Origin of the sequence: Bacillus sp. TH22, from assembly GCF_016651015.1 — a bacterium.
Lineage (GTDB): Bacteria > Bacillota > Bacilli > Bacillales > Bacillaceae_G > Bacillus_A > Bacillus_A mycoides.
This window is the reverse complement of record NZ_JAEKER010000001.1, coordinates 1,390,781-1,414,941: the sequence shown is the minus strand read 5'-3', so window position 1 is coordinate 1,414,941 and position 24,161 is coordinate 1,390,781. Positions and strand designations below refer to the sequence as shown.

At 35.4% G+C, this 24,161-nt stretch carries 29 protein-coding genes; 21 read left to right on the top strand and 8 right to left on the bottom strand.

What is annotated here, in order from left to right; all coding sequences use genetic code 11:
* Positions 1 to 213: 213 nt before the first annotated feature.
* Positions 214 to 1,575 carry a flagellin N-terminal helical domain-containing protein gene (locus tag JFU18_RS07070; protein ID WP_144512480.1) on the bottom strand — a complete coding sequence of 454 codons (1,362 nt, stop codon included), beginning with the start codon at positions 1,573 to 1,575 and terminating at the stop codon, positions 214 to 216.
* Positions 1,576 to 1,831: 256 nt separating this feature from the next.
* Between JFU18_RS07070 and JFU18_RS07065 the strand changes: the two genes are divergently transcribed.
* The 17 genes from JFU18_RS07065 (at position 1,832) to JFU18_RS06985 (ending at position 15,646) form a co-directional block, all read left to right on the top strand.
* Positions 1,832 to 2,617, top strand: coding sequence for a lytic transglycosylase domain-containing protein (locus JFU18_RS07065; protein ID WP_002168719.1), 786 nt, complete (start codon positions 1,832 to 1,834; stop codon positions 2,615 to 2,617).
* A 62-nt stretch (positions 2,618 to 2,679) separates the two neighbouring features.
* On the top strand, positions 2,680 to 2,904 hold the full coding sequence (locus JFU18_RS07060; protein ID WP_000775712.1) for a flagellar motor switch protein FliN: 225 nt from the start codon (positions 2,680 to 2,682) through the stop codon (positions 2,902 to 2,904).
* Between the two features lie 14 nt (positions 2,905 to 2,918).
* Entirely contained in the window at positions 2,919 to 3,905 is a 987-nt protein-coding gene (gene fliM / locus JFU18_RS07055; RefSeq protein WP_201034968.1) for a flagellar motor switch protein FliM, read from the top strand.
* A 10-nt stretch (positions 3,906 to 3,915) separates the two neighbouring features.
* Positions 3,916 to 4,275: a flagellar motor switch protein FliN gene (fliN, locus tag JFU18_RS07050; protein WP_002064660.1), complete on the top strand. Its 360-nt coding sequence runs from the start codon at positions 3,916 to 3,918 to the stop codon at positions 4,273 to 4,275.
* A gap of 12 nt (positions 4,276 to 4,287) precedes the next feature.
* The gene (locus JFU18_RS07045) at positions 4,288 to 4,608 is read left to right on the top strand and encodes a hypothetical protein (RefSeq protein ID WP_000121176.1); all 321 of its coding nucleotides are present in this window, start codon (positions 4,288 to 4,290) and stop codon (positions 4,606 to 4,608) included.
* Entirely contained in the window at positions 4,605 to 5,363 is a 759-nt protein-coding gene (locus JFU18_RS07040) for a flagellar type III secretion system pore protein FliP (RefSeq protein ID WP_016092914.1), read from the top strand. Before JFU18_RS07045 ends, JFU18_RS07040 begins: the two co-directional genes overlap by 4 nt.
* A 33-nt stretch (positions 5,364 to 5,396) precedes the next feature.
* A complete protein-coding gene (locus tag JFU18_RS07035; protein WP_002011993.1) occupies positions 5,397 to 5,672 on the top strand; it encodes a flagellar biosynthetic protein FliQ in 276 nt (91 codons plus the stop codon).
* Between the two features lie 15 nt (positions 5,673 to 5,687).
* Positions 5,688 to 6,449 carry a flagellar biosynthetic protein FliR gene (locus JFU18_RS07030; RefSeq protein ID WP_001055697.1) on the top strand — a complete coding sequence of 254 codons (762 nt, stop codon included), beginning with the start codon at positions 5,688 to 5,690 and terminating at the stop codon, positions 6,447 to 6,449.
* Between the two features lie 10 nt (positions 6,450 to 6,459).
* Positions 6,460 to 7,506: a flagellar type III secretion system protein FlhB gene (gene flhB / locus JFU18_RS07025; protein ID WP_085310243.1), complete on the top strand. Its 1,047-nt coding sequence runs from the start codon at positions 6,460 to 6,462 to the stop codon at positions 7,504 to 7,506.
* Positions 7,507 to 7,529: 23 nt separating this feature from the next.
* The gene (flhA, locus tag JFU18_RS07020) at positions 7,530 to 9,596 is read left to right on the top strand and encodes a flagellar biosynthesis protein FlhA (RefSeq protein ID WP_201033590.1); all 2,067 of its coding nucleotides are present in this window, start codon (positions 7,530 to 7,532) and stop codon (positions 9,594 to 9,596) included.
* Between the two features lie 14 nt (positions 9,597 to 9,610).
* Complete coding sequence (gene flhF / locus JFU18_RS07015; protein WP_201033591.1) at positions 9,611 to 10,921, top strand: flagellar biosynthesis GTPase FlhF; 1,311 nt, start codon at positions 9,611 to 9,613, stop codon at positions 10,919 to 10,921.
* A gap of 43 nt (positions 10,922 to 10,964) precedes the next feature.
* The gene (locus JFU18_RS07010) at positions 10,965 to 11,768 is read left to right on the top strand and encodes a flagellar basal-body rod protein FlgG (RefSeq protein WP_085310248.1); all 804 of its coding nucleotides are present in this window, start codon (positions 10,965 to 10,967) and stop codon (positions 11,766 to 11,768) included.
* Positions 11,769 to 12,074: 306 nt separating this feature from the next.
* Positions 12,075 to 13,373, top strand: coding sequence for an NtaA/DmoA family FMN-dependent monooxygenase (locus JFU18_RS07005; protein ID WP_201033592.1), 1,299 nt, complete (start codon positions 12,075 to 12,077; stop codon positions 13,371 to 13,373).
* Positions 13,374 to 13,556: 183 nt separating this feature from the next.
* Positions 13,557 to 14,393, top strand: coding sequence for a TrmB family transcriptional regulator (locus JFU18_RS07000; RefSeq protein ID WP_085310252.1), 837 nt, complete (start codon positions 13,557 to 13,559; stop codon positions 14,391 to 14,393).
* Positions 14,383 to 15,111, top strand: coding sequence for an AzlC family ABC transporter permease (locus tag JFU18_RS06995; RefSeq protein ID WP_201032867.1), 729 nt, complete (start codon positions 14,383 to 14,385; stop codon positions 15,109 to 15,111). The genes JFU18_RS07000 and JFU18_RS06995 overlap by 11 nt, the downstream gene beginning before the upstream one ends.
* A complete protein-coding gene (locus JFU18_RS06990) occupies positions 15,102 to 15,413 on the top strand; it encodes an AzlD domain-containing protein (RefSeq protein ID WP_002086437.1) in 312 nt (103 codons plus the stop codon). Before JFU18_RS06995 ends, JFU18_RS06990 begins: the two co-directional genes overlap by 10 nt.
* A 62-nt stretch (positions 15,414 to 15,475) precedes the next feature.
* Entirely contained in the window at positions 15,476 to 15,646 is a 171-nt protein-coding gene (locus JFU18_RS06985; RefSeq protein ID WP_201032869.1) for a DUF3951 domain-containing protein, read from the top strand.
* 82 nt (positions 15,647 to 15,728) lie between these two features.
* On the opposite strand, the gene JFU18_RS06980 is transcribed toward JFU18_RS06985, so the two are convergent.
* From JFU18_RS06980 to JFU18_RS06955, 6 genes are all read right to left on the bottom strand, one after another.
* The gene (locus JFU18_RS06980) at positions 15,729 to 16,316 is read right to left on the bottom strand and encodes a VanZ family protein (protein WP_002011980.1); all 588 of its coding nucleotides are present in this window, start codon (positions 16,314 to 16,316) and stop codon (positions 15,729 to 15,731) included.
* Positions 16,317 to 16,390: 74 nt separating this feature from the next.
* On the bottom strand, positions 16,391 to 16,657 hold the full coding sequence (locus JFU18_RS06975) for a hypothetical protein (RefSeq protein ID WP_201033311.1): 267 nt from the start codon (positions 16,655 to 16,657) through the stop codon (positions 16,391 to 16,393).
* A gap of 36 nt (positions 16,658 to 16,693) precedes the next feature.
* Positions 16,694 to 17,053 carry a hypothetical protein gene (locus tag JFU18_RS06970; RefSeq protein ID WP_201032871.1) on the bottom strand — a complete coding sequence of 120 codons (360 nt, stop codon included), beginning with the start codon at positions 17,051 to 17,053 and terminating at the stop codon, positions 16,694 to 16,696.
* A gap of 11 nt (positions 17,054 to 17,064) precedes the next feature.
* Entirely contained in the window at positions 17,065 to 17,400 is a 336-nt protein-coding gene (locus JFU18_RS06965) for an antibiotic biosynthesis monooxygenase family protein (protein WP_201033593.1), read from the bottom strand.
* A gap of 180 nt (positions 17,401 to 17,580) precedes the next feature.
* A complete protein-coding gene (locus JFU18_RS06960) occupies positions 17,581 to 17,760 on the bottom strand; it encodes an H-type small acid-soluble spore protein (RefSeq protein ID WP_001025736.1) in 180 nt (59 codons plus the stop codon).
* Between the two features lie 66 nt (positions 17,761 to 17,826).
* Positions 17,827 to 19,044, bottom strand: a complete 1,218-nt coding sequence (locus JFU18_RS06955) for a helix-turn-helix domain-containing protein (protein ID WP_201032875.1) — start codon at positions 19,042 to 19,044, stop codon at positions 17,827 to 17,829.
* A gap of 117 nt (positions 19,045 to 19,161) precedes the next feature.
* Here JFU18_RS06955 and JFU18_RS06950 point away from each other — a divergent pair, with 117 nt between their 5' ends.
* Together JFU18_RS06950 and JFU18_RS06945 are read left to right on the top strand one after the other, a co-directional pair.
* Positions 19,162 to 20,430 carry an MFS transporter gene (locus tag JFU18_RS06950; protein ID WP_002031019.1) on the top strand — a complete coding sequence of 423 codons (1,269 nt, stop codon included), beginning with the start codon at positions 19,162 to 19,164 and terminating at the stop codon, positions 20,428 to 20,430.
* 109 nt (positions 20,431 to 20,539) lie between these two features.
* Positions 20,540 to 21,064 carry an outer membrane protein assembly factor BamD gene (locus JFU18_RS06945; protein ID WP_002086429.1) on the top strand — a complete coding sequence of 175 codons (525 nt, stop codon included), beginning with the start codon at positions 20,540 to 20,542 and terminating at the stop codon, positions 21,062 to 21,064.
* Between the two features lie 40 nt (positions 21,065 to 21,104).
* On the opposite strand, the gene JFU18_RS06940 is transcribed toward JFU18_RS06945, so the two are convergent.
* Positions 21,105 to 21,998 carry a LysR family transcriptional regulator gene (locus tag JFU18_RS06940; protein ID WP_201032877.1) on the bottom strand — a complete coding sequence of 298 codons (894 nt, stop codon included), beginning with the start codon at positions 21,996 to 21,998 and terminating at the stop codon, positions 21,105 to 21,107.
* 161 nt (positions 21,999 to 22,159) lie between these two features.
* On the opposite strand from JFU18_RS06940, the gene JFU18_RS06935 reads away from it, so the two are divergent.
* Positions 22,160 to 23,152, top strand: coding sequence for an ABC transporter ATP-binding protein (locus tag JFU18_RS06935; RefSeq protein ID WP_002126662.1), 993 nt, complete (start codon positions 22,160 to 22,162; stop codon positions 23,150 to 23,152).
* The gene (locus tag JFU18_RS06930; protein ID WP_201032879.1) at positions 23,130 to 24,155 is read left to right on the top strand and encodes an ABC transporter substrate-binding protein; all 1,026 of its coding nucleotides are present in this window, start codon (positions 23,130 to 23,132) and stop codon (positions 24,153 to 24,155) included. The genes JFU18_RS06935 and JFU18_RS06930 overlap by 23 nt, the downstream gene beginning before the upstream one ends.
* The last annotated feature ends 6 nt before the right edge of the window (positions 24,156 to 24,161 follow it).

Here is a 24,161-nt window from a genome sequence, read left to right as displayed (position 1 = left end):
CATATAGGGTCTTAAAGCTAATAAACGGCTATGAAAAGAAAAAGGGACTTATGCTCATTTAACATGGGATGGGGTAGGAATAGGCACTGACCGCTTCTAAATACGGATGGAGCTTCTCTCCAGGCTGAAAAGAAAGCTTTTAATCTATTTATATAGAAAAAATGAACCTCTCCGCAAGCAGAGAGGTTCATTCATGAAACTAACTCAAATGGCTTATTGTAATAATTTAGAAACCATTTGTGGAGTTTGGTTTGCTTGAGAAAGCATGCTGATACCAGCTTCGTTCAAGATTTTGAACTTAGTCATTTCAGACATTTCTTTCGCCATGTCAGCGTCTTCGATTTGAGAAGCAGCTGAAGCCATGCTAGCAGATTGGCTCTTAAGGTTGTTTACGTTAAAGTCAAGACGGTTTAATGTAGCACCTAGAGTTGCACGGTTGTCAGCAACTGTTTTTAATGCAGCATCAATTTTACTTACCGCATCTAATGGAGTACCATTTGTAGCAGCAGCTTTAGCAGTTTCAAATTTAGAAACTAAATCTTTAGAACCTACTGTATTCTCCATTACTCCTTTAGCATCTTCTAATTTTTGTTTGTTAACAGCATTACTTGTATCTGCTTCATAAACAGCTTTAGCAGCAAGGTAATCTTTAGCCGGTGTATCTAGGTTGGTTTTAGCTTGTTTATAATCTGTAACTAATTTAGCAGCTTTTACATCTTGGTCAGAAGCTACTGTAGCTAGAGTAAGTTCAGCTTTTTTACCGTTTTCTGAAGCTTCTAATGCATCGAATTTGTTAATTAATTCTAGGGCTTTAGCTTTATCATTAGGATCAACAGTGTTTGTAATAGCGTCTTTAGCAGTAGTTTTATCTCCTGCATTAGCAGCGGTAATATAAGCTTTTGCTAGCGTAGCAGCAGCTTTATCAGGACCAGCTGCTCCGTCACCAATCGCAATAACTGATGCTTTAAATGATGTAGTTAGCGCAGTAGCTTTATCAACAGCTTCACTTGCATCAACAGTAGCTTTTGCAAGTGGGTTAGCAGAAGCACCAATCGCTAATTGGTCAATTCCAAGAGATTTTAAAGAAGCTGATTTTAAGTTAATACCGATTTGTTGATTACCATCTGAAGAGTCTAATGTTTGAATGTCAATAGATGAATCAGACTGTAATAAGTTTTTATCATTGAATTGTGTGTTCTCTGAAATGTAAGTAATTTGCTTTTGTAGTTCTGCAAATTCTTTTTGCATTGCAGCTTGGTTATCAGATGTATTTGTGCCGTTTGCAGATTGGTTTGCAAGGTCACGCATACGAAGTAAGATGTTAGATACAGATCCTAAAGCTGAGTCAGCTGTACGGATTAATGACATACCATCTTGTGTGTTGTTAGCAGCTACGTTAAGACCGCTTTCACGAGCACGCATACGAGTTGCGATTGCAAGACCTGCTGCATCGTCAGAAGCGTTGTTGATACGTTTACCGCTTGATAAACGGTCCATAGAATTGCTCATTTTTGCTTGGTTTTGACGCATGTATTCTTGCGTACGTAAACTATTAATGTTTGTATTAATTCTCATGTTAAGAACCCCCATTTTTTTATATTGACTTTTCTGCAAATCGAAAAACGGTAATATGCGAAAAAATCGATTTCGAGATTTATTGTAAGCCTTGCTATAACGGGTGTCAACTAAAAATTCGAATTAATAAATATAAAAAAATAACAGTTTAACAATATATTCATTTTTTTATTAAAATATTATTAAAAGGATTATTGCAAACTTTTTTAAAAAACTCTAATATTAGATTATCTTTGTTTACCGAAAAGGTGATATTATGGTAATTGGAAATATAGTAAAAGAAGTTCTTGCATATAAAAAAGGACAAATGCAGCAAAAGTTAAGTAGTCCGCAGGCGTTCGTTAGTAGTCGTTTTCAAGATCAATTGCAGAGTGAACCTGTAAAAGAGGCGAAGGTTACTCCGCAAACGGCAAAAGTAGAAGATATGAGTCAGCCGGTACAATCTACGAAAATAGAAACGGTTTTTAATAAACCAGAAGAATCTATTAATAAAGTAGAGGAAGCGAGTAAGCCTGAGGAAAAAGCTGAAACGAAGAAAGTAGATGAAGTGCAAGTTGCACAAAAAGAGTTTGAGCGACGTTTCTCAGAAACGAAAAATGAGCCTGCTGATACGTGGGGATTAACGAATAAATATAATATTCAGAAAATACGTTCTTCAAATGAAGGTAAGTATGAGGATATTATTGATCGCGTAAGTAATACATATGGAATTCCGAAAACGTTAATTCAAAAAATGATTGAAGTAGAGTCTAATTTTAATCCGAAAACGGTGTCACATGCAGGGGCGATGGGGCTCATGCAGCTTATGCCAGCGAATGTGAAAGAGATGGGTATAAAAAATCCATTCTCACCAGCTGAAAGTATTGAAGGCGGTGTGAAAGAGTTAAGCGGTTATTTAAAGAAAAATAACGGTGATCTCGTATTGGCGCTTGCTTCTTATAATGCTGGCCCTGGTAATGTGAGAAAGTACGGAGGCGTACCGCCATTTAAAGAAACGCAAGGATATATTAAAAAAATATTAAATATCGACGTTTCAAAATAAGAAATTTCATATATAGAGAGAACATGAAATTTTCGTGAACATGATATGGGAGTTGGCTAGATTTGAAATTACAAGATGATATTCCGTTAACAATTTATTTTGAAATCGGAAATACGAAAAAGAAAATTGAAGATCTGCTTCATATTACGAAAGGTACATTGTATCGTCTTGAAAATTCAACGAAAAATACGGTGCGTCTTATGCTTGAGAATGAAGAGATTGGAACCGGAAAGATTTTGACGAAGAATGGGAAAATGTACGTTGAAATCGTTGAATTGAAAAGGTAGGGAAGGGGATTGTCATGAGTGGCGAAAAATTAAGCCAAGAGCAAATTGATGCCCTGCTGAAGGCGGTAAATGAAGGCGAAGAAATGCCAGCTTTCGCACAAGAAGCAGGGAAGCAAGATAAATTTCAAGAGTATGATTTTAATAGACCGGAGAAGTTTGGTGTTGAGCATTTACGTAGTTTGCAGGCAATTGCGTCTACGTTTGGAAAGCAGACGTCGCAGACGTTGTCAGCGCGTATGCGTATTCCAATTGAACTCGAGCCCTCGGCCGTTGAGCAAGTTCCATTTACAAGTGAGTATGTAGAGAAAATGCCGAAAGATTATTATTTATATTGCGTGATAGATCTAGGTTTACCAGAGCTTGGAGAAATTGTTATTGAGATTGATTTAGCGTTCGTCATTTATATTCATGAATGCTGGCTTGGCGGAGATAGTAAGCGTAACTTTACGATGCGCAGACCGCTAACGGCGTTTGAGTTTTTAACGCTTGATAATATATTCTTGCTTCTTTGTAAAAATTTAGAGCAATCATTTGAAAGCGTTGTTGCGATTGAACCGAAGTTTGTAACGACGGAGACAGATCCGAATGCGCTAAAGATTACGACAGCGAGCGATATTATTTCATTACTGAACGTAAATATGAAAACAGAGTTTTGGAATACGACGGTTCGTATTGGAATTCCGTTCTTATCTGTTGAAGAAATTATGGATAAGTTAACGTCTGAAAATATTGTCGAACATTCTTCGGATAAGCGTAAAAAGTATACGTCTGAAGTAGAAGTGAAAGTAAATCAAGTGTACAAACCTGTTCACGTTGCGATTGGTGAGCAAAAGATGACGATTGGTGAGATTGAGAAAGTTGAAGAAGGCGATATTATTCCGCTTCATACAAAGGTTTCAGACCAATTGCGTGGTTATGTAGATGGAAAACATAAATTTAATTGTTTTATCGGGAAAGATGGAACGCGTAAGGCGCTCCTATTTAAAAGTTTTATAGAGTAGGAGGATCCATATGAAGCATGAAGTATCTCCTGTGTCATTAATGGGATTAGAAGAATTTGCAGGGAAGCGAAATGAAGCGGGTAAAGCGCATATTGATACCGTTTCGGATATTTCGATTGAACTTGGTGTAAAGCTTGGGAAGTCATCGATTCAGCTTGGCGATGTGAAACAATTAAAAGTTGGCGATGTTCTTGAAGTAGAGAAAAATTTAGGACATAAAGTAGATGTATATTTAAGTGATATGAAAGTCGGTATTGGTGAGGCAATAGTAATGGACGAGAAGTTTGGCATTATTATTTCTGAAATTGAAGCTGACAAGAAACACGCGGCGCTTATGAAGGCGCAAAATCAAATGCAGGATAAAGAGTAGAGGAGGAGTCATATGTCGTATATGACGACCTTATTTCAAGTCGTTTTACTGTTTGGTGCGCTCGGCTATGGTGCATATTATATGACGAAAAAGACGCGCAAACAGCAGTTTTTTAAGCAAGGTGAAAACGGCCATATTCAAGTGAAAGACGGTGTTTATTTAAATCATCAAACGAGCGCCTTTTTATTTGAAGTGGACGGGAAGCAAGTGTTTACTGTTATAAGTAATAACGGTGTACAATCTGTGCAATTAACAGGAACAGGAAATCAGTTTCAACAAGCGCTAGAAGACGCGGTGAAGAGTGAAACGAAAAAAGTAGAGGATCCATCATGAGAATAAAGAAACAGTTATCGTTATTTGCCGTTATTTTCGTATTTTCTATTGTTTTTTCAATTGTTTTTGTAAATCCAGCGTATGCAGCCTCGAACGGTTTTATTAATTTCGAAAATGGAAAAGAGTTTACGAGTAATTCAAGTGTACAACTATTCGCACTCGTTACCCTTCTATCATTATCTTCTTCTATCGTTCTTTTATTTACGCATTTTACTTATTTTATGATCGTTCTTGGGATTACTCGTCAAGGGCTTGGGGTTATGAATTTACCACCAAACCAAGTGCTTGTTGGGCTCGCTTTATTTTTATCACTATTTACGATGCAACCAGTACTCGGTCAGTTAAAGAGTGATGTGTGGGACCCGATGACGAAAGAAAAAATAACAGTAAGTCAAGCTGCGGAGACGACAGCTCCGATTATGAAAGATTATATGTCGAAGCATACGTATAAGCATGATTTGAAAATGATGCTGAAAGTGCGTGGAGAAGAGTTGCCGAAAGATTTAAAGGATCTTTCATTGTTTACGCTTGTGCCATCCTTTACGTTAACGCAAATTCAAAAAGGTTTACTTACAGGGATGTTCATTTATTTAGCGTTTGTCTTTATTGATTTAATTATTAGTACACTTTTAATGTACCTTGGGATGATGATGGTACCGCCGATGATTTTAAGTTTACCATTTAAAATACTTGTTTTCGTATATTTAGGTGGATATACAAAAATCGTCGATATTATGTTTAAAACGGTCGCCTGAAGCGTTTGATGCTATGTGATAGGAGTCATATAAATGAATACGTCACCAATTATAGATATTTTCCAAACCTTTTTTTATAAAGGGGTTATGATTTTAATGCCGATTGCCGTTGTGAGTATGATTGTCGTTATTATTATCGCCGTTATTATGGCGATGATGCAAATTCAAGAGCAAACGTTGACGTTTTTACCGAAAATGGCGAGTATTGTGCTCGTTATTATCATTTTAGGTCCGTGGATGTTTCAAGAGTTAACGATGCTTATTTTAGATTTATTTGATAAAATCCCATCGCTATTGCGTTCGTACTAAGATAGGTGAACTGAAATGAATATGGAATTATGGGCGGCGACGTTTTTTGCGTTTTGTCGCATTACTTCATTTTTATATTTTCTACCGTTTTTCTCAGGCCGATCAATTCCGGCGATGGCAAAGGTTACATTTGGACTCGCTCTTTCGATTACAGTGGCAGATCAAGTGGATGTCTCTCACATAAAGACAGTTTGGGATGTAGCAGCTTATGCAGGAACGCAAATTGTAATTGGGTTATCACTTTCAAAAATTGTAGAGATGCTGTGGAACATTCCGAAAATGGCAGGGCATATTTTAGACTTTGATATCGGTTTATCACAGGCGAGTTTATTTGATGTAAATGCAGGGTCACAGTCCACTTTGCTATCAACAATTTTTGATATATTTTTTCTTATTATTTTTATTTCACTTGGCGGCATTAACTATTTCGTTGCCACGATTTTAAAGTCGTTTCAATATACAGAGGCGATTTCAAAATTGTTGACGACTAGTTTTTTAGATAGTCTACTCGCAACGTTATTATTTGCAATTACATCAGCGGTTGAAATTGCTTTGCCACTTATGGGCAGTCTATTCATTATTAATTTCGTCCTTATTTTAATCGCAAAAAATGCACCGCAATTAAACGTTTTTATGAATGCGTACGTAATTAAAATAACGTGTGGTATTTTGTTTATTGCGATGAGTGTACCGATGCTCGGTTATGTGTTTAAAAATATGACAGACGTATTACTGGAAGAGTATACGAAACTATTTAACTTTTTCTTAACGAAGTAGGGGGACGCGCATGGCAAAGGATAATAAAACAGAAAAGGCCACCCCGCAGAAGCGTAAAAAATCGCGTGAAGAAGGGAATATCGCCCGGAGTAAAGATTTAAATAATTTATTTTCCATTCTTGTATTAGCAGTTGTCGTTTACTTTTTCGGAGATTGGCTCGGTTATGAGATCGCACATTCCGTAGCGGTACTGTTTGATCAAATTGGAAAAAATACAGATTCGACCGAGTATTTTTATTTAATGGGCATATTACTTCTGAAAGTATCGGCTCCTATATTAATACTTGTATATGCTTTTCATTTGTTCAATTATATGATTCAAGTTGGTTTCTTATTTTCTTCTAAAGTACTTAAGCCGAAAGCATCACGTATTAATCCGAAAAACTATTTTACGAGATTGTTTAGTCGTAAAAGTTTAGTAGATATTTTGAAATCACTATTTTATATGGGATTAATCGGTTACGTTTCTTACGTTCTCTTTAAAAAGAATTTAGAGAAGATTGTTAGTATGATTGGATTTAACTGGACAGCGTCACTTACTGAAATTATTAGCCAAATTAAATTTATCTTTCTAGCCATTTTAATTATTTTAATCATTCTTTCAATTATTGATTTCATTTATCAAAAATGGGAGTACGAACAAGATATTAAGATGAAAAAAGAAGAAGTGAAAAGGGAGCATAAAGATAATGAAGGGGACCCGCAAGTAAAGGGGAAACGAAAAAACTTTATGCATGCCATCTTGCAAGGGACAATCGCGAAGAAGATGGATGGCGCAACGTTTATTGTGAACAACCCGACGCACATTTCAGTTGTGCTTCGTTACAATAAACAAATTGATGCGGCGCCAATTGTCGTTGCAAAAGGGGAAGATGAGCTCGCATTATATATACGAACGCTTGCCCGTGAACAAGAAATACCAATGGTAGAGAACCGTCCGCTCGCTCGTTCTTTATATTATCAAGTCGAGGAAGATGAGACGATTCCAGAAGATTTATATGTAGCTGTAATTGAAGTTATGCGCTATTTAATTCAAACGAAAGAACTTGAAGTATAATAGCGCGTTTGGAGGGGATCTCTTTGTTTAAGATGGATTCTGCAAGAACCTATTTTTCTATCTTTTTAGCAGCGTCATTCGTTGTGGCGCTCTTAATTCCACTTCCACCATTTATACTTGATATCGTTATCGTTTTTCTACTAAGTATGTCAGTGCTTATTTATATGCGAGCTACAAGTATTAACGAGTGGGATGAATTAAAGTCATTTCCGACGATGTTGTTATTAATCGGGATTTTCCGCGTATCGATTAACGTTTCGACGACGCGAGCGATTTTAACAGACGGAAATGCGGGTCATGTTATTGAAGAGTTCGGCCAGTTCGTAATTGGCGGAAACTTATTAATTGGTATCGTTATTTTTATAGTATTAATCATATTCCAGTTTATCGTTGCAAACGGTGCGTCTCGTACAGCTGAAGTAGCAGCTCGTTTTACACTTGATTCTTTACCAGGGAAACAAATGTCTATCGATGCTGACTTGAATCAGCGTCTTATTACAGAAAAAGATGCACAGGCGAAACGAAAAAAATTAAATATGGAAACAGAGTTTTACGGAGCGATGGATGGTGCCGGAAAGTTCATTAAAGGGGACGTTATTTTCGGGATTGTCATTTTATTTGTAAACATTATTTTCGGCTTAATTGTTGGTATAATGCAGCAAGGAATGAGCTTTGCAGATGCGGCTATTCACTATACACAGTTAACTGTCGGTGACGGAATTGTAAACCAAATCGGTTCGTTAATGCTTGCGATTTCAACAGGTATTATCGTAACGCGTGTATTTGACGGTTCAGCAGATACAGTAACTGAAGGAATCTTTAAAGAGTTATTAGCGCATGAAGTTGTTGTATATGCACTCGGTGGTTTATTTATCGCAATGGGTGTTTTTACACCGCTACCATTTTTACCATTTGCTCTCGTTGGAGGCACGATTATTTTCTTAGGAGTTCGTAATAAAAAGCGAATAAAGAAAGAAAAAGAAGACGAGCTTCAAAAAGAATTAGAAATGATTCAAGGCGATGAAGAGCAACTGCAACAAGTGGAAGATTCATTCGGAGTCTTTACAGATAAATATCCAATTATTGTAGAGCTCGGTTTAGATTTAGCGGCACTTGTAAAGCAGAAAATTAACGGGGAAACAGCTCGTGATAAAGTTGTTCTAATGAGGAAATCAATTATTACCGACCTTGGTATTAACGTTCCTGGAATTAACTTTAAAGATAATACGAGTTTTAGACCGCGCGGACGTTACATTATTCGTATTAAAGGTGCGAAAGCTGCTGAAGGTGTTTTAAAATCAGGTTATTTACTAGCACTGAAAACACCGAACGTAATGGCTGATTTAGATGCAGAACCAGCGAAAGATCCAATTTTTGGTGAAGATGGATATTGGATTTTGGAGCATATGGTACAAGATGCACAAATGAAGGGCTATCAAGTGTTAGAGCCGCTTAGCATTTTAATTACGCATTTAGATGTTGTCGTTAGACGTAACCTTCATGAGTTAATTCAGCGTCAACATGTGAAAGACTTGATTCACTCGCTTGAAACTGATAATGGCGTTTTATTAGAAGAAATTAAAAAGAAAGAAATTGATTTATCACTCGTTCAAAATGTTATTAAACAACTGCTGAAAGAAGGAATTTCAATCCGTGATTTACCAACGATTATTGAAGGTATTATTGACGGGAAAGAAATTTATCAAAACCATGTTGATGGTGTCACTGCATTTGTACGTGAATGTATTTCAAAAGTTATTTGTGAGAGTGCGAAAAATCCTGATGGGAAAATTTATGCAGCACTTTTCGCTGATTCGCTTGAGTTAGATGCAGATGTTGTTAATAATTCATACCAAGGTTATTTATTAAACTGGGATTTAGATTTAGAAACGCGTGTAGTAGAACAAGTACAGCGCGTTTTCAAACAAGCTCGTTTAATGGGACGAGAGCCAGTATTATTAACGCGTAGAAAAGATTTCAGGTTTGCGATTGTGAGACTTCTTGAACGTTATCAAATAGAAGCTAAAGTATTATGTATTAGTGAATTGGCACCAGAAATTGTTGTAGATCAAATTGCTTATATTGAATAGTAGGAGGTGAAGTAATGGAAAGTACAGAAAAAAAAGAAGCGTTAATGCGAATAAAAGCAGCTTCGAAAAATGAATTGTATCGAAAGTTATTTGACCAATATGGTACAGATTATTACTACGTTGTCGATGAAAGTGTAAAACGAAACATTCCGTTTTTTTGGAAAAAGAATTATGAAATGTTAGTCGCTTTTCCTGAAGATCAACAGGCTGAAAATAGCGAAGGAACAACTCAATTTCATGAGCAATTAATGGATGTTGTAGGTGAACCTTCAGAAGAAATCGTGAAGGTGAATGGAATTCAATCAGTCTTGCACAATTTAGAAAACGTAACGACTTCTATGTCGTACGCAGCGATGCAAACAGGAAATAGTGAAGAATGGGCAAGAAAAAAAGAGAAACTATTACAACTGTTTGAAAAAGGTATTGTCGTTGTGAAACATACAGAAGAGACGAAAGTAGCTAAAAAACAGCCTGTTGTGAAACAAGCTATTCCTGTAAAGAAAGAAGAAGTAGTTATAAAAAAAGAAAAACAGGAATCTGTACCATTTATTATTCAAAAAGTAATTCGGATGTTAGAACAAAACGATGTGGAACAATATTTCATTCATGCATATGCTGAAAAATTAAAAGTGAAGTTTGAGAATGCAACGATGATTACAGAAGAAGAAGTCATCGGATACATATTGGAAGATATGAGATCTCATTTCAATACTGAAAACGTATTTGAAAAAGAGGTACAAACAATTGCATTAATCGGTCCAACTGGCGTTGGAAAAACGACGACACTTGCGAAAATGGCATGGCAGTTTCACGGTAAGAAAAAAACGGTTGGTTTTATTACAACAGATCACTCTCGCATCGGAACGGTACAGCAACTGCAAGATTACGTGAAAACAATTGGATCAGAAGTTATCGCTGTGCGGGATGAAGCCGCAATGGCACGCGCGCTTACTTATTTTAAAGAAGAAGCGCGCGTCGATTATATTTTAATAGATACAGCCGGAAAAAATTATCGTACGTCAGAAACGGTTGAAGAAATGATTGAGACGATGGGGCAAGTAGAGCCAGATTATATTTGTTTAACGTTATCAGCTTCTATGAAAAGTAAAGACATGATTGAAATCATTACGAACTTTAAAGATATTCATATTGATGGTATCGTGTTTACGAAATTTGATGAAACAGCAAGTAGTGGTGAATTGTTGAAAATTCCAGCAGTATCATCAGCTCCAATTGTATTAATGACAGACGGACAAGACGTGAAGCAACATATACATATCGCTACAGCTGAACATTTAGCAAAACAAATGTTACAAACATCGTAAGAAAAGAGGTGAAGAATAAGGCGCTTGCCTTATTCAAATGAGTATGAACGGTCTTTATATAGGTTCTATGGGTATGATGAATTACATGCAGCATATTAATGTTCATTCGAATAACGTCGCAAATGCCCAAACGACAGGATTTAAAGCAGAAAACATGACGTCTAAAGTATTTGATGTGCAAGACACATATCGCCGCGGAGACGGATCGGCGACAAATATCGGTTCGGTCGATTACGCTGTCGTACCAGCTGCGACGCATGTGAACTTAGTACAAGGAAATGTACAAATGACAAATAGTGCTACAGATTTCTTTTTAGACGACGGTGCGGCTGGCACATCATCATTTTTCGTTACATCTAAAAATGATGAAACATTTTTAACGAGAGACGGTAGTTTTACATTAAATAGTGACCGTTATTTACAAACATCTTCAGGTGCTTATGTTATGGATGTAAATAATGAACGTATTCGTATTCCAGAAAATGTAGATTTCTTCGTATCTAATAATGGAGAAATTTATAGAGAAATTAACGAAGGAACGCTGCAAAAACCAGATATTAAGAGAATAGTAATTGCACAATTGCAAACGAAAACAGTCGATGCAGAAACGAACGCTCGCCTTGTGCAACGAGAAAATAAAAGTTTTACACTAGCAGAAGGTAACATCGCTGATTTACCGAATGGAACAGGGATTGTGAAAAATCATATGCTAGAAAATTCAAATGTAGATATGACGAAAGAGATGGCAGATTTAATGACGAATCAAAAAATGATTCAAGCATCGCAGCGCATCATGACTTCGTTTGATAAAATTTATGAAAAAGAAGCGAATGAAATATTGAGATAAAGTGAAACTTTAATCAGTGGGGGGCATCCCCCACTGATTATTAGTTGAACCAATCGGGCATTTACGGGCAGTTATTCCCCGCCTAACTTCTGGTTTTGAGCTAGGAGCCGTACTGCCCGTTAATGCGGGATAAAGGACTCCCATTAGCGGGAGTCTTTTTTGTTGTTGCATTTATTTCAGTAACATCATAAAATGATAATGATTATCAATGTCATTATTGTTATTCTTTAAAAAGAATGGAGGTTGTGATTGTATCAGTCTTTGCTTAACTAGGTGAATTAAAAACTAAGGGGAAGGTGTGTACATATGTCTACCAAAAAACAGCTTTGCATTGGGTTATGTTTGATTTCTAGAAAGAAAGAACAAGAGAATAAGTTTGATTCAGGAATCGATGAACAAGTAGAGTTAGCAAGACTGGCAGAGAAGGCTAAGTTAGATTTTGTTTTTAAAGCGGATTATTTAGTGACACATCCAGATTTAATTGCACGTAATAAGGGGAATGTAATTTTAGATCCAACATTACTTTTTACCGCTATTGCTTATGCGACAGAGAAAATTGGAGTCGTTACGACCGCTTCAACATCATTTTATCCACCATATATACTAGCGAGGCAACTACAATCTTTAAATTGGATTAGTAACGGCCGAGTAGGATGGAACATTGTCACATCAATTGATGGTGCTGAAAACTTTGGTGAGACAGGGATGCCACCATCTGAAGAGCGATACGCGAAAGCGGCAGAATGTACAGATTTAGTTAGAAAACTTTGGAGGAGCCATCCTTATGAAGTTTTAAAAGAAGACAACGCAGATGTAATTAGAGAAATGGTACAGCCAATTGAGCATCGTGGTGAACATTTTGAGGTGAAAGGTCCACTTAATGTTCCGCAACATATTTCTGGGGAAATGCCTTTATTTCAAGCGGGTGCTTCAGAGTCTGGCCGGAATTTTGCTGCTTCTGTTGCGGATGCAATTTTCGCCGCGATGCCAGATGTAGAGTCAGGAATCGAACTTCGTCAAGATTTAAGAAGAAGAGCAGAAAAGCATGGCCGAAAGCAAGATGATATACGTGTATTGCCTGGTTTATATTTCTTTATTGGTGATACATATGAAGAAGCACTTGAAATGCATAGGCAAGCTCATCAACATCTTACGAGGGAGAAGAGATGTGCTTTACTCGAAATGGTTCTCGGATTAGACGTTAGAGGGATACCATTAGAAAGTAAGGTTACTGAACATATGCTGCCGAGTAGGAATCAAACTGTACGCAGTAAAACACATGCCGAATTATTGCGGAATTTCATCATTAAAAATGAACCAACTGTTGAGCAAATACTAGAACGACCAGAAATTGTTGGTTCTGCTCATTGGGTCGCTATTGGCACACCACAAGACGTTTTCAAACAAATTATAGAAAGATTTGAAGCAGGGGCACTAGATGGATTCATTGCAATTCCAGGCGGACCTCCTAAATCATTGGATCTATTCTTTAGTGAAGTGATTCCTTTATTCGTGAGAGCAGGTGTATTTAGAGAAGAGTATACAGGTTCAACCTTGCGTGAACATTTAGAGGGGACTTTATCAAATACTTTGCTGTTAAAATAAGTGGAATAGTATGTAGAAAAGGTCTTTCATAAGAAGGCTTTTTCTTTTTTGTTAAAATTTCAGAATTATCAATTGACTTTAGGGGTCTTCTTTTTTTATATTAGTAGGTATAGTAATAACTACTAATATAAAATGAATGCATCGTTTTCAAATGAGAGCTATGTAGATTATGAGGGGTTACCGATGGATGAAATAATAAAAGAGTTACAAAAGTTAGGTTTTTCCCAGTATGAATGTAAAGCGTATATTGGACTATTAAAACATTATCCAGTAACAGGTTATGAAGTGAGTAAACAAACAGGGGTACCTCGTTCGATGATTTATGAAGTACTTGGCAAGTTGATGGATAAAGGAGCGGTGCATATCGTTCCTTCTGAACCAGTGAAATATGTACCAGTGCCAGCTACGGAATTAATGGATCGAATGCGAAAAGATTTTGAAAAGTCCTTTGCATTTTTAGACCAGAAATTAAATTGTTTAGAACAAGAGCGGCAAATTGATGTAATTTCGCATATTCGCTCAAATGATCGTGTTTTAAAAGAAATATGCAATATAATTAATAGAGCAAAAGAAGAGCTATGGATTTCTGTATGGGAAGATCAAGTGCACGAGATTGAGCCGTTCATTCATCAAAAGGAAGAGGAAGGCGTACATATATTTTCCATTTTATTTGGTGCTCCAGAAACAAAAATAGGAGCGACATTTCATCATAATTATATGACACCTCACGTCGTTGAAAAAAGAATGGGAGGTCATTTAACTGTTATCGCGCGTGATGGGGAAGAAGTATTAATTGCTAACTTCTCAAATGATAGCACTTCATGGGCCGTTACAACGTATGATCCAGCTCTAGTTCTCGTTGCTACGGAGTATGTGCGGCACGACATTATGGTGGAAGAGATTACGAAGGAGTTTGGAGCTGATAAATTAGATACATTATGGCGTGAAAACATAGATTTAGTTCATGTCGTAACAGGCAAACGTAGTATGGAAGAAATGGAGGGAGAGAATGGTGAATAAAGCTCAGGCACATATGACATTGCAGAGTGATGATACATTTCAACAAGGTGTAAAGGATTGTTTACCAACTGTATTTGGATATTTGAGCATTGGTATAGCGGCTGGTGTTATTGCGAAAACAGCTGGTTTCTCCATCATTGAAATTGCTTTTATGTCCACTTTAATTTACGCAGGTTCTGCTCAATTTATATTAGCGGGTATGTATGCAGCGGGTGCCCCAGCCTCGGCAATTATTTTTACTGTGTTCTTTGTTAATTTACGTCACTTATTAATGAGTGCTGCACTCGCACCTTACTTCACCAAGATACCTCTTTTTAAAAATTTAATAATTGGTTCGCAAATTACAGATGAAACTTTCGGCGTTGCAGTGCAACAAGCAGCACAAAAAGGCCATTTAGGCGAGAAATGGATGATGGGACTTAATGTAACAGCATATTTAAATTGGATTTTAGCTACAGTTCTCGGAGGGCTTTTTGGAGAGTGGATACCAGATCCTCATACGTACGGAATGGATTATGCGTTACCAGCGATGTTTATCGGATTATTTGTACTTCAGCTAATAAGTAGTAAACCGAAACTAGCCATTCATCTAAGTGTTGCAATTGTAGCGATTATTATCGCATACGTTTCACACTTATTTATGCCAGATAGTATAGCAGTTATTATCGCAACACTTTTAGCTGCGACAATCGGGGTGGTGATTGAAAAATGGAAGTAAGATTGGACGTATTATTCCTTTTACTAGCAGCAGGAGCTGTCACACTCGTACCACGTATTTTACCTCTTCTCGTATTTAGTAAACTACAAATTCCAGACTGGGGTTTAAAATGGTTAAATTACATACCAATTGCGATATTAGCAGCACTTTTAGCACAAGTATTATTTATGCATGAGACAGTGCAGTGGGATTATATCATTGCGGCAATTCCTACATTTTTCGTAGCGATATATACTCGTAGTTTATTAGGAACAGTATTAACAGGAGTCATTGTAATTATTTTGTTACGTTTATTTTTCTAAAAAGGATTCAGCTCATATAATAGCGAAAGGTGTAATAACATGAAATATATAGGGGTGGTGTTATGATACTTTTAACGATAGGTGCTATTTTATTCACGGTATTCATTTTCTTTATTATCGGTTTTATTACGTTTTTGATGGTGGTTGATAAGGCGACACCTCAAATTTATTACACACCTTGTGAAACTATGACAATAAAATCTAAAGGTAAAAATAGAAGGAAGAAAAGTTGAACGAAGGCTTTTCTTTCTTCTATTTTTCTTGCTTTATAATGTTCTATAAAACGTTATAGAACATGCTAATGTAAAAGGGAAGTCATGTTGAGGAATTGTTCGTTTCATAAATATATCTTAAAAAGGAATTCAATTTAATATCAAGTTTGTGTATAAATGTTCTATACACAAGGGTAAAGCCTTTTGATATACCATACCCTAAAATGACACCCATACAATTAAAAATTACATCGTTTATATCGACATATCGAAAAGTGAATCCGGCATAAAGTGCGGATAAAAGTTGTAGATTTTCTAACAAGAACCCTAAGACAATTCCTGATAAAACAACTTGTTTGAAATTCGTCTTTTTTATGTAAGGAAAACCAAAGCCAAAAGGAATTGTTAGTAGTATATTAAGTAATGATGTTGTTATAGCGAAATGCTCCGTGTTGAATGGTATAAAATTAGCATCTCTCCAAACATTTTGTCCAATTTCTTTTTTCATATTTTCATCTATAATAATTGGGAATTGGGTATAATTAAGTACTACACAAAGGTACAAATAAAATATTGAAAAAAATAGTAAGTACATGTTCCTCTTTTTTAGGTGTAACTTAAAAAAGAGGAGTAAAAATAACCATATAATAAATGCTCCAATAAGAATAAAACCATCAAAGTCAATTAGCATGTTTAAAATCCCTCATATTTTCATATTTAAACTATGATGTCTATTATTAGACATCATAGTTTAGTAGCAATATTTTAATTAGATATTTTTCCGTTCCCTTTTACATTCTGTCCATCGTCATTTGTTTTCCAAATAAATAAGTAGTATTCATTTGAATTTGTATCAACATTGTATGCACTAGAGAAAGATTTATTTATGCCGCCATTAACTGTTCCATAACTAGGGTCCGAACCCCATGCAGATCTGTACAGAGTATATTTTACATCGTAAGGTCCCATAGCTCCTCCATCAGTAGAATATACATATGCGCTCCCGTTGATATATACACTTCCTTTAGACAGTGTGTGGAACTGTTTGTTTTTACTACCATTTCACAGTCACATTCCCGAAAGAACTAACAACAATAATCCAAATAGAAAACTAATAAAAGAAAGAAAACCGATAGATATGGAAAAAATACGATTGTTCTTCCATTCGCGTGCGAAAACGATAAATCCTAAAACGCAAAGGAAAAACCAAATGGGTAGGAATATAAATCGACTAACTTTCTCAGGCAGAAATGAATAAAAATTTGTTAAATATAATATCCAATTCGTAAAAAATAGAGCACATACGATGAATGATTGTAAGTATGGTCGGTTTAGAAAATTTCCTTTTTTAACCGTCATAAAAATGAGAGCTAATGCTGAAATGAAGGGAATTATTATGAATATGAGTAATAGTAATGTTAGTGGCATATGAAACTCCTTTACAAGATTTCTCTCTGAAACTTATATTCTTTCTCAACAAGGCAGATACGCAGGTGGAAGTTTTCATACCATTGCTCACGGCCTCTTTTTTTCGCTTCTTTATGTAAGGCGTTCCTTTTCCAATTTTCAATTGCTTCAAGTGACTCCCAATAAGAAATTGTAATTCCGAGTCCGGAATGATCACGTGCGCTTTCTACACCTAAAAATCCAGGTTGCTGTTTCGCAAGTTCCTCCATTTTTTCGGCAACGGTACTATAATCTGTTTTATCATTTGAAAGGTTAGAAGTGAATATAACTGCATAATAGGGCTTGTTTTTTTCTAAATCATATTTCATTATTTTCCCCCTTAATGTATAGTTCGAATAATTAATTCATAGTTTGTATTTTAGCAGGTTAAAAAAAGAAGTAGAAGATTCTTATTTTTTTAGGTGTTGTAAAACAGAGGATAGAAGGGATTTATATTAAGTAATCTAAAGTAAGAAAAATGCCACTTCAAAAAAAAGAAGTGGCATTTTTTATATTTCCTCTAAGCTATTAACTGGAACAGTTAATTCGCGTTTTGGATTTGTTACTTCATATATGCGGGCGGTTTCGTTGCTTTCGTCAACGTGTTGAATCATAACAGGCATGCCTTGAAAACTGACATTGGCTTCTTCAGATGACTCGGAAAGCTCTTTTGCGCGTTGTATATTCATTTATATTCCTCCCATCATTATTATCTTTGCAAAAAAGGAGGAATAATATACCATTTCGAGACATTTTTAAAGTTTTTGTATTATTTGTAATGTTTCTTTAATAAATGAAGAGAAGATGGAATCAGGATAGTCATCTATCGCTTGAACTGCTTCTTTTGCTTCTTTCAGAGCAGATTTTTTATCTTGAAGTTCTATATAGCAAAGGGCACGATAAGATCCAGCTGTTAATAACCATGATTGATCAAGTGGATGGCTCATATAATTTGGTATGATAGCACGTTGTAATGTTTCCGAAGCTTCCTCGTAACGTTTTAAACCATATAAAGATTTTCCTTTTTCAAGATAATACAGTCCATTGTCTTGAAAAATTGGCTCGTTTTTTAGTTTTTCTCGAAAGTGCTCTAGATGCTCTAATGCGATTGTATATTCATTCGTAACGGTGTTGTAGTAATAAGCTTTTAATATATCTATATTTGCAATGGATAAAGTATCTTCTGTAAATATAGCAAATTGCTCAGATTTTTTTATGTAATATAAATATCGTTCTTTATCAGCTGTAATGATTTTTTGATAAGATAAAATACGATAAAAATCATCTGTTTTATAATACACTTGATGTTTTTTTGAAAATGCAAGTGCATCAAAAATGACTTTTTCACATTTTTCATAATCACCATATGCGAGTAAAATAATTGCTTCTTTTAAGTATAATTGTATATGCGTAATAAGATCCATTTCTAAATTCTTCGTTTTATATTCATCACGAATAATGGTAATCATCTGTAAACATTCTTTATATTTTTTACGTTTGAAGAGCATATAGTAAAACAGTAGTTTCGTTTCAGTGCTTTCTCGATATAAAGTATATTTTTCAAATATAGAAATAGCGGTTTCGACGTAATATTCAATATTATAATCGTTCATAATAGCTGCTCCAGTTATGAACTGTTTATATATACGAGCCGTATTTAAAGTAGAAGGTAGCTCTTTTTGAACGATAGGTAGTAAAGTATCATATACTTCATCGCATTTATTTGTCTTTATTAGTTCCTCCATTTTTTGAATGAGTTCTACAATTTCTCCATCATCATCATCTTCTAGTAAAAAACTCATTTCACATCCAAGTTTATTAGCGATATATTGTAATGTTTTCATAGAAGGTGTAGCTTTTCCATTTTCAATTTGACTTAACATACTTTTTGTCAGTTCTGAACCTGCTAATTCAGTTTGAGTAAGCTTTTTTTCTTTTCGTAACGTTTTAATTTTCTCGCCGAGAGTAGCCATCATATGCTCCTTTATAATCAAAAAGTTAAATGTAATTAAACTTTTCGTTGTAAAAATTGGAAAGTTGTATATATAATAAGTTTAGCACAATTTAACTTTTAAAGGGAGAGTGTCATAATGGGGGATGTAAGTATAGGTCAAAATGATTGGAAAATGAAGATTGCAACGAGAAATATTATTTTAATGATGATTGGAAAAATGACGTCCTTGTTAGGGGCGGGTATTTATACGTTTGCAATGGGATTATACGTATTAAAGACAACTGGTTCAGGAATGGGGTTTGCAACTACTCTTATTTGCGGATCAATACCAAGAATGATCTGTGGCCCAATTGCAGGTGCTGTAGCTGACCGTGTGAACCGAAGATGGCTTGTAATTGGCACTGATTTATTAAGTAGCTTAACAATGCTTATTATGTTTATTCTTGCTACTATATTTGGACCATCACTTCTGTTTATTTATGTATCAGCGGCATTATTATCAATTTGTGCAAGTTTTTATTCTGTTTCATTAACTTCGTCTATTCCTAATTTAGTAGATGAGGAGCGTATTCAAAAAGCGAGTGCTTTAAATCAGACGGCATCATCTTTATCGAATATTTTAGCGCCGATTATTGGAGGAGTTGTATTTGGTTTCTTTTCAATCAAAACATTTTTCCTGTTAAATAGTATTACATTCTTTTTAGCAGTTATTGTACAATTATTCATCGTATTTGATTTATATAAAAAAGAATTGGCCGAAAGTAAAGAGCATTTCTTGACGAGTATAAAAGAAGGTTTTTCATATGTGAAACGACAGCATGAAATATATGGTTTAATGAAAATTGCAGTAGGGGTAAACTTTTTTGCGAGTGCACTTTTCGTTTCGCTTCCATATATTATTATTAAAAATTTGCATTTATCCTCGAAGCAACTCGGTGTTGTAGAGGGAATGTTAGCAGTCGGGATGCTAATTGGTGCAATTGTTTTATCAGTACGTAAAGAAGTGAATAATCCGTTTCGTTCTGTTTATATTGGACTGTTTTTATTTGCGGGCTTGAGTTTATGCACAGTCTTTCCGTTGTTAGTTATCATTCCGAAAGTAGCAAGTTTTATTTACTATATCACTTTTATGATTTTAACCGGTATATCAATGATGGTTGTAAATATCCCGATGCAAGTACATATGCAAAAGACGACAGATCCAAACTATTTAGGACGTGTATTCGGTCTACTTGAAACAATTTCTACTGCAATCGCACCGCTTGGAATGATTGTATATGGATTATTATTAGATATGTTACCGACTAGCATTGTTATGATGACATTAGGTGGAGGATTATTGTTAGTTGTATTAGTTGGAGTAAAGCAGCATATGGCGAAAAAACAAGTGGATGTATCGGTTTAAAAGAAAATTTTAACAATATAAAAATGACCATATTAGTATTTTAGTTTTTGAAACTCCTTTTCATGTATGTTACAGTAAAGTGAGCAGGCAAAGAAAAGGAGAAAACATCATGAGAAAATTAAGTTTTGTAATGCTTTTTCTGTTAGTCGTAATGACTGGATGTAGTAATTATGACACGTATATTGAAACAGGTATGCAATCATTGAAAAATGAAAAATATAGTGATGCGATTATGTGGTTTGAAAAAGCGGAAAAAGAGAAATCAGGAAATGAAGCGAAGGCATATAAAGAAGTCGCTCAGTTACTAGATCGCGGTGCGACAGCATTAAAAGACGGTAAGTATTTAGAAACGAAAGATATTGCAAATGAAGTGTTACAAAAGAAAAAAGATGATGCACTTGAAAAAGCTGTGACATCAAATGCAGAGAATATGCTTCAAAAAGCAAAAGATGTGGAAGAGAAAGTAAATGAAAGAGTAGCGAAACGAAAAAAGGTAAATGAAGAAGGAATCGATAAATTAATTAAAGCTGTTGATAGTATAGATGATGTAAAAGAAAAAGAGAAAAAAGTTTCAGAAGCATTAGATAAGGCTGAAGAGGCACAAGCAAAAATTGAGGATAAGAAAAACAAATAGAGTTATAGTTTAAAAGGCTGTCGTGTATAACGACAGCCTTTTAATTTTTTTCTGCAAAAGAAGTAATGCTATGTAGTAAAAAAGAAATTATTTTAGAATTCCATCTGTCCTCATGATGAATGGTATAAATATTACGCTGAAATTCAAAATCAGGGATCGGTATATAGCATAGCTCATTTCGTTGTACTTCTTGCTCAATAGCAAGTTTTGAAATAAAGGCAACCCCATTACCATGTTTTAAAATTTGTTTCATCGTTTCTAATGAATCTAGTTCAATTTCTGATTGGAATGTAATGTTATGTGCTAACGTCCATTGTGTAAGTAAATCTCTCGTTGTAGATGGGTTACGATGCAATAATATACGTTCTTTTTCGATATCTTGTAATGATACATTTGTTCTTTTAGAAAGATGATGTTCTTTGGAAAAGGCAAGAACAAGTGTATCAGGCATTACATTCATTTGTTTTAGAAGTGGTTCGTCAAACGGTGCCGCAGAAATTACCCCGAGATCAATTTCATGATTTTGTAGCATCGTTCGAATTTCAGGAGCTGTTTTTACTATGAGTGTTATTTTTATATTTGGAAATTCGCATTGAAATTGGTGAACAACTTCTGGTAAAAGATAAGTCGCGGGTACATAACTAGCACCAATTGTTATAGCGCCTTTATTAAAATCTTTAAACTCTTGTGTGACCCGCCTAGCTTCTTTCATAAGTGCATCTATTTTACAAGCATAATGATGCAATGCCTCACCAGCTTCTGTTAAGAAATACCTTCCGGAACGTAATTCAAATAAAGGCACACCAAGTTCCTCTTCTAAGCTTTTTATATGAAACGTAATAGTAGGTTGTTTAACGCCAAGTTTTTCTGCAACGATAGTAAGCTTTTTATATTTCTTAATAAGCACTACAATTTCTAATTTTAAGAGATTCATGATAAGTTGGCCCCTTTTTCTTCTAACTATAGAAAAAATCTATAGAAATAAATAGTTTATTAGAGATTTTTTAATTTAATCTTTACAGTACATTAACATTCAGTATAAAACTTCCAGATAGAATGAAAGCAGGTTAAGAATGAGGGGAGAGATGTGAAACGATGGATATTAAAATTCATGGATTAGAAAAGGCATTTGGGAAAACACAGGCGTTAAAGCCGTTACAGATTGTAATGAAAAAAGGGGAATTCACCACACTTTTAGGACCTTCAGGATGCGGGAAAACGACTTTACTTAGAATGATTGCAGGGCTTGAGGAACCGGATAAAGGTGAAATATATTTTGGAGATAAGTGCATGTATTCTTCTGCTAAAAAGATAAAAACATCTCCTCATGAGCGGAATATCGGCATGGTATTTCAAGATTTTGCTTTATGGCCGCATATGACTGTATTTGAAAATGTTGCATTTGGTTTAAGGGCTACAAAGCAAACGAATCACTTAAGAGAAAAGGTAGAAGATGCGATAAAGCGAGTTCGTTTGCAAGGTATGGAGAAAAGATATCCGCATGAACTCTCCGGTGGACAGCAGCAACGTGTCGCATTTGCTAGAGCAATTGTAACGAAACCTCATTTTATTTTGTTCGATGAACCGTTAAGTGCACTCGATGCAATTTTGCGAGAAGAAATGCGATTAGAACTTATGGACATCGTTCATTCAATTGGTTTAACGGCATTGTATGTAACACATGATCAAACAGAAGCTATGTCAATGTCAGACCAAATTATTGTCATGAAGCAGGGTGAAGTATTACAAAAAGGAACACCAGAAGACATTTATGTGAAACCGTCTCATGAATTTGTTGCAAAATTTATTGGTAAGGCAAATTGGCTTGTAGAGGGGAAAAAAATGATTCGTCCAGAGCATGTGAGCTGGACAAAAAATGACTTGTGCGAAATGTATACAGGTGAAGTTCAGCACGTTACATATGTAGGAGAACGTTATGAAGTGAAAGTAAACATGGGGACACTCGGTGTATGGACAGCTTATCACAATAGTAAGCTAAGCGTTGGTAAACCGGTATCGTTATATGTACCAAAAAAATGTATTCATCATATAGGGGGAGAATCGTATGAAGAAATTCAGTTCGCTTAAGTCTTTATTTGTATGTACTTTACTATTTTCTGCTGTAGTAACAGGTTGTAGCTCAAAGACAGGCAGTGTAGATGCAAAAAATAAAAACGCTAATGAAAAGAAAATCGTTGTATATAGTGCAGGACCAAAAGGATTAGCAGAAAAAATTCAAAAGGACTTTGAAAAGAAAACAGGGATAAAAGTAGAAATGTTTCAAGGAACAACAGGTAAGATTTTAGCAAGAATGGAGGCTGAAAAGAAAAATCCAGTCGTTGACGTTGTCGTACTTGCTTCTTTACCAGCGATGGAAGGATTAAAAAAAGATGGGCAAACGTTAGCTTATAAAGAAGCAAAACAAGCTGATAAGCTTCGTTCTGAATGGTCGGATGATAAAGGACATTATTTTGGATATAGTGCTTCAGCATTAGGAATTGTGTATAACACAAAAAATGTGAAGACAGCACCTGAAGATTGGAGCGATATAACGAAAGGAGAATGGAAAGGGAAAGTGAATCTTCCAGATCCAGCACTTTCAGGTTCAGCTTTAGACTTTGTAACAGGATATGTGAAAAAGAATGGACAAGATGGATGGAATTTATTTGAACAGCTTAAGAAAAATGAAGTTACAGTAGCTGGGGCAAACCAAGAAGCGTTAGACCCAGTTGTAACAGGTGCGAAAGATATGGTAATTGCGGGTGTTGACTATATGACGTACAGTGCAAAAGCAAAGGGTGAACCGGTTGATATCGTATATCCAAAAAGCGGAACAGTCATTAGTCCACGTGCAGCAGGCATTATGAAGGATAGTAAAAATGTAGAAGGTGCAAAAGAGTTTATTGATTATTTATTATCAGATGATGTGCAAAAACAAGTTTCTAAAGCGTATTTGTTGCCAGGTAGAAAAGATATAAAAGTTGAAAATAGACCGAATGTAGAAGAGATTCCAGTATTAAATATTGATTGGAAAACAGTTGAGAAAGAACAAGATGAAATAGCAAAACAATTTAAGAAAGTATTTCAATAAGATGGT